Source organism: Kitasatospora sp. NPDC057198 (assembly GCF_042670125.1).
In the GTDB taxonomy this organism is placed as follows: domain Bacteria; phylum Actinomycetota; class Actinomycetes; order Streptomycetales; family Streptomycetaceae; genus Kitasatospora.
Genome location: NZ_JBHUWH010000512.1, coordinates 1 through 5,320, shown reverse-complemented (window position 1 = coordinate 5,320; position 5,320 = coordinate 1). Strand labels below are relative to the sequence as shown.

General features: G+C 71.6%; 3 protein-coding genes. All 3 read left to right on the top strand.

Annotation, left to right across the window (positions count from 1 at the left end; translation table 11 throughout):
* The first annotated feature begins 373 nt into the window (after positions 1 to 373).
* Positions 374 to 2,830 (top strand): glycoside hydrolase family 9 protein, encoded by a 2,457-nt coding sequence (locus ACFUEL_RS34385; protein ID WP_380241283.1) that lies wholly within the window; start codon positions 374 to 376, stop codon positions 2,828 to 2,830.
* Between the two features lie 432 nt (positions 2,831 to 3,262).
* Positions 3,263 to 4,441 (top strand): family 2 encapsulin nanocompartment cargo protein terpene cyclase, encoded by a 1,179-nt coding sequence (locus ACFUEL_RS34380; RefSeq protein WP_380241281.1) that lies wholly within the window; start codon positions 3,263 to 3,265, stop codon positions 4,439 to 4,441.
* A 27-nt stretch (positions 4,442 to 4,468) separates the two neighbouring features.
* On the top strand, positions 4,469 to 5,320 hold an 852-nt coding region (locus tag ACFUEL_RS34375; protein WP_380241279.1), incomplete at its 3' end, for a geranyl diphosphate 2-C-methyltransferase.

Here is a 5,320-nt window from a genome sequence, read left to right as displayed (position 1 = left end):
CCCCGGGCCGGACCTCCCGCAGCCAGGGACGTTCGGCCCCTGCTCCCGCCGCCCCGCCCCGCCGTACCGTCGAGCCTCACCCGTAGGACGGGCCGGCGGGGCCGTGACACCCCGCCGGCCCACCGGGGCCGGGCGGCCGGGCGGGCGGTCGGGCGGTGCTGGTGGGGCGTCAGGTCGGGCCTGTAACTTCCACGTCGCGCATTGACACGGATGTGGCGGCGCGGACACCATGGACGCCGCCCACAGCCTGCCGACACCGTTCCCGGCCGTTCGGATTTGGGAGCGCTCCCACAGTGTTGGGGCAGGTCACGGGCCATCCGATCGGCATCCCCCCCCCCCACAGTCGCCCCCACCGCCGCCCCGGAAGGACGCCATGTCCCGTCCCGCTGCACCCCCACCCCGCCCGTCGCGCTCCGCCCACCGCCCTGGCCGCCGCACCGTCATCGGCCTGTTCGCGGCCGGCGCCCTGGCCGCCGGTGCGCTGCTGCCGCTGCACAGCGCGGCCGCCGACACCAGTGCCGCGCCCGCGTTCAACTACGGCGAGGCGCTGCAGAAGTCGCTGCTCTTCTACGAGGCCCAGCAGTCCGGCAAGCTGCCCGCCACCAACCGGGTGAGCTGGCGCGGCGACTCCGCGCTGGACGACGGCAAGGACGTCGGGCTGGACCTCACCGGCGGCTGGTACGACGCCGGCGACCACGTCAAGTTCGGCCTGCCGATGGCCGCTTCGACCACCATGCTGGCCTGGGGCGGCATCGCCGAGAAGCAGGGCTACACCGCCTCCGGGCAGATGCAGTACCTGAAGAACAACCTGCGCTTCGTCGACGACTACCTGATCAAGGCGCACCCCGCCCCCAACGTGCTCTACGGCCAGGTCGGCAGCGGTTCGGCCGACCACGCCTGGTGGGGCCCGGCCGAGGTGCTGCCGATGGCCCGGCCCGCGTACAAGATCGACGCCTCCTGCCCGGGTTCGGACCTGGCGGGCGAGACGGCCGCCGCGCTGGCCTCCTCGTCGATGGTCTTCGCCGACAGCGACCCGGCGTACTCCGCGACCCTGCTCACCCACGCCAAGCAGCTGTACTCCTTCGCCGACACCTACCGGGGCAAGTACAGCGACTGCATCAAGGACGCCCAGGGCTACTACAACTCCTGGAGCGGCTACAACGACGAACTGGTCTGGGGTGCCATCTGGCTCTACAAGGCCACCGGCGACAGCAGCTACCTGGCCAAGGCGGAGAGCTACTACGCCAACCTCTCCACCGAGCCGCAGTCCACCACCAAGTCCTACAAGTGGACGATCGCCTGGGACGACAAGTCCTACGGCGACTACGTGCTGCTGGCCCAGCTCACCGGCAAGCAGCAGTACGTCGACGACGCCAACCGCTGGCTCGACTGGTGGACCGTCGGCGTCAACGGCAGCCAGGTCAAGTACTCGCCGGGCGGCGAGGCCGTGCTCGACTCCTGGGGATCGCTGCGCTACGCCGCCAACACCTCCTTCGTCGCCCTGGTCTACTCCGACACGCTCACCGGCGACCCCGTCCGCAAGGCCCGCTACCACGACTTCGCGGTCCGCCAGATCGACTACGCGCTCGGCGACAACCCCCGCAAGTCCAGCTACCTGATCGGCTTCGGCGCCAACTCCCCGAAGAACCCGCACCACCGCACCGCCCACGGCTCCTGGACCGACCAGCTCACCAACCCCGTCGACAGCCGGCACACCCTGATCGGCGCCCTGGTCGGCGGCCCCAGCTCGGCCGACGACTCCTACACCGACGACCGCTCCAACTACGTCAACAACGAGGTCGCCACCGACTACAACGCGGCCTTCACCGGCGCACTGGCCCGGCTCTACGGCGAGTACGGCGGCAGCCCGCTCGCCCAGTTCCCGCCCAAGGAGACCCCGGACGGCCCGGAGATGTCCGTCCAGGCATCGGTGAACGCCGCCGGCACCAACTTCACCGAGATCAAGGCGTACCTGATCAACAAGTCGGCCTGGCCGGCCCGCGCGCTCAAGAACGCCTCGCTGCGCTACTACTTCACCCTGGAGCCCGGGGTCAGCCCGAGCCAGATCACCCTGACCACCAACTACAACCAGTGCGGCACGGTCAGCGGGCCCACGCTCTACTCGGGCTCCACCTACTACGTCACGGTCGACTGCTCCAACACCGTGATCGCCCCGGCCGGGCAGTCCGCCTACCGCAAGGAGGTGCAGTTCCGGATCGCCTCCTCGGGCGCCTGGGACCCGACCAACGACTGGTCGTACCAGGGCATCTCGCTGGTGCCCGGCTCGACGCCGGTGGACGCGGCGAACATCCGGCTGCTGGACGGGGGAGCGCCGCAGTGGGGCGCCGAACCGGACGGCACCGGCCCGTCGCCCTCCCCGTCGCCGTCCGGCTCGTCCTCGGCCTCGCCGTCCCCGTCCCCGTCCCCCTCCCCGTCCCCGTCGTCCTCGCCCTCGCCCTCGCCGTCGCCGTCCGCTTCGGCGTCCCCGTCCCCCTCGGCCTCGCCGCAGCCGGTCTCCGGGTGCGCGGTGGTCTACAAGGTGGCCAGCAGTTGGGGCAGCGGGTTCACCGCCGACGTGACGGTGCGCAACACCGGTAGCGGCACCGTCTCCGGCTGGAAGCTGGGCTGGACGTACCGGGGCAACGAGGTGGTCAGCAACGCCTGGAACGCCCAGGTGGTCCAGAGCGGTGCGGCCGTGACCGTCACCGACGCCGGGTGGAACGGCACGCTGGCGCCGGGCGGCAGCGCCTCCTTCGGCTTCCAGGCCACCGGGACGCCCGCCGCGCTGCCCGCCTTCACGCTCAACGGCACCGCCTGCACGAACGGCTGACCCGCCGGGCGCGCTCCGCCCCGCCGCCACCGCCCCCGTCCCCGCCACCGCGCGGGGGCGGGGGCGTTCGCGTGCGCGGAGGCGGTGGCCGGAAACGGCGGGGGCGGGTGGCGCGGCGGGCCGGTGGTTCGGGGGCGACCCGGGGCGGATGACTCGAATGCCGCTGGTGGGCGGGGTAAACATGGTGATTCGGAAGATCACCGTATCGAGGTAAATACCCCCTGCCGCGCGGGCGAAGCGTGCCTACGGAGCGTTAGCGTTCTTCAAGATCCGACCGAGTTCCCCGCAGCTCATGACGGTCCGTCACCTTCCCGTTCCCCGAGGAGCTTTCCCCGCCCGCACCATCGGCAGGCCGGTGCGCCGACCGGTCGCCTCCGCACGCCCCGACCAGACCGCCCCCTCCCAGTAACCCCTCCCAGTAAGGAGTCACGGATGCCCGAGCCAGGGCTTTCCTCTCCGCCCCAGGCCGCCGACCCCTTCGCGGCCGCCGGCTCCGGACCGGCCCAGGTCCTGCGCGGCCCCAGCGGGCTCGGGACCGCCGGGCTGTTCCGGGTCTCCCCGCCGCAGGGCGCCGCCGAGCCGGACGCCGCGCCCGCCGCCGCGCCGGTCGCGGAGGCCGTCGCCCCGGTGGAGGGCATTCCGGTGCCCGGCCTGTACTTCCACCCCGTCCCGGAGCCCGACCCGGTCCGGGTGGCGGAGGTCAGCCGCCGGATCAAGGAGTGGGCGGTGGACGAGGTCGACCTGTTCCCCGAGGAGTGGGAGGGGCAGTTCGACGGCTTCTCGGTTGGGCGCTACATGGTCGCCTGCCACCCGGACGCCCCGACCGTCGACCACCTGATGCTGGCCACCCGCCTGATGGTGGCCGAGAACGCGGTGGACGACTGCTACTGCGAGGACCACGGCGGCTCCCCGGTCGGCCTCGGCGGCCGGCTGCTGCTCGCGCACACCGCGCTGGACCCGCTACACACCACGGCGGAGTACGCGCCGGGCTGGGCCGAGTCGCTCGGCTCGGACGCCCCGCGCCGCGCCTACCACTCCGCGATGCGGTACTTCACCGAGACGGCCACCCCGTCCCAGGCCGACCGGTTCCGGCACGACATGGCCCGGCTGCACCTGGGCTACCTGGCCGAGGCCGCCTGGGCCGAGACCGACCACGTGCCCGAGGTGTGGGAGTACCTGGCGATGCGCCAGTTCAACAACTTCCGCCCCTGCCCGACCATCACCGACAGCGTCGGCGGCTACGAACTCCCGGCCGACCTGCACGCGCTGCCCGCCACCCAGCGGGTCATCGCGCTGGCCGGCAACGCCACCACCATCGTCAACGACCTGTACTCCTACACCAAGGAGCTCGCCAGCCCCGGCCGGCACCTCAACCTGCCGGTGGTGATCTCCGAGCGCGAGGGCCTCTCCGACCGGGACGGCTACCTGAAGGCCGTCGAGGTCCACAACGAGCTGATGCACGCCTTCGAGGCCGAGGCCGCCGCCCTCGCCGCCGCCTGCCCCGCCCCGCAACTGCTGCGCTTCCTGCGCGGCGTGGCCGCCTGGGTCGACGGCAACCACCACTGGCACCAGACCAACACCTACCGCTACAGCCTGCCCAATTTCTGGTAACCACCGGTAAGAAACGGATACTTGCAGATGACCAGCACCGAGACCGCCGCCGCGTTCGTCCCCGGGCCCGCGACCGCCTACCAGGGCGACATCGCCCGCTACTGGAACAACGAGGCCCGTCCGGTCAACCTGCGCCTCGGCGACGTCGACGGCCTCTACCACCACCACTACGGCATCGGCGAGATCGACACCGCCGCCCTCGGCACCCCCGAGGACAGCGAGTACGAGAAGAAGCTGATCACTGAGCTGCACCGGCTGGAGTCCGCCCAGGCCGAGGTGCTCCTCGACCACCTCGGCGCGATCGCCCCCGGCGACACCCTGATGGACGCGGGCTGCGGCCGCGGCGGCTCGATGGTGATGGCCCACCAGCGCTTCGGCTGCAAGGTCGAGGGCGTCACGCTCTCCAGCACCCAGGCCGAGTTCGGCAACCGCCGCGTCCAGGAGCTCGGCATCGCCGACCACGTCCGCTCCCGGGTCTGCAACATGCTCGACACCCCGTTCGCCAACGGCCAGATGTCCGGCTCGTGGAACAACGAGTCCAGCATGTACGTCGACCTGCACGACCTGTTCGCCGAGCACTCCCGGGTGCTCAAGGTCGGCGGCCGCTACGTCACCATCACCGGCTGCTGGAACCCGCGCTACGGCCAGCCCTCCAAGTGGGTCTCGCAGATCAACGCGCACTTCGAGTGCAACATCCACTCCCGCCGCGAGTACCTGCGCGCGATGGCCGACAACCGCCTCGTCCCGCAGGCCGTGATCGACCTGACCCCGGACACGCTGCCCTACTGGGAGCTGCGCGCCACCTCCTCGCTGGTCACCGGCATCGAGGAGGCGTTCATCGAGTCCTACAAGGACGGCTCGTTCCAGTACGTGCTGATC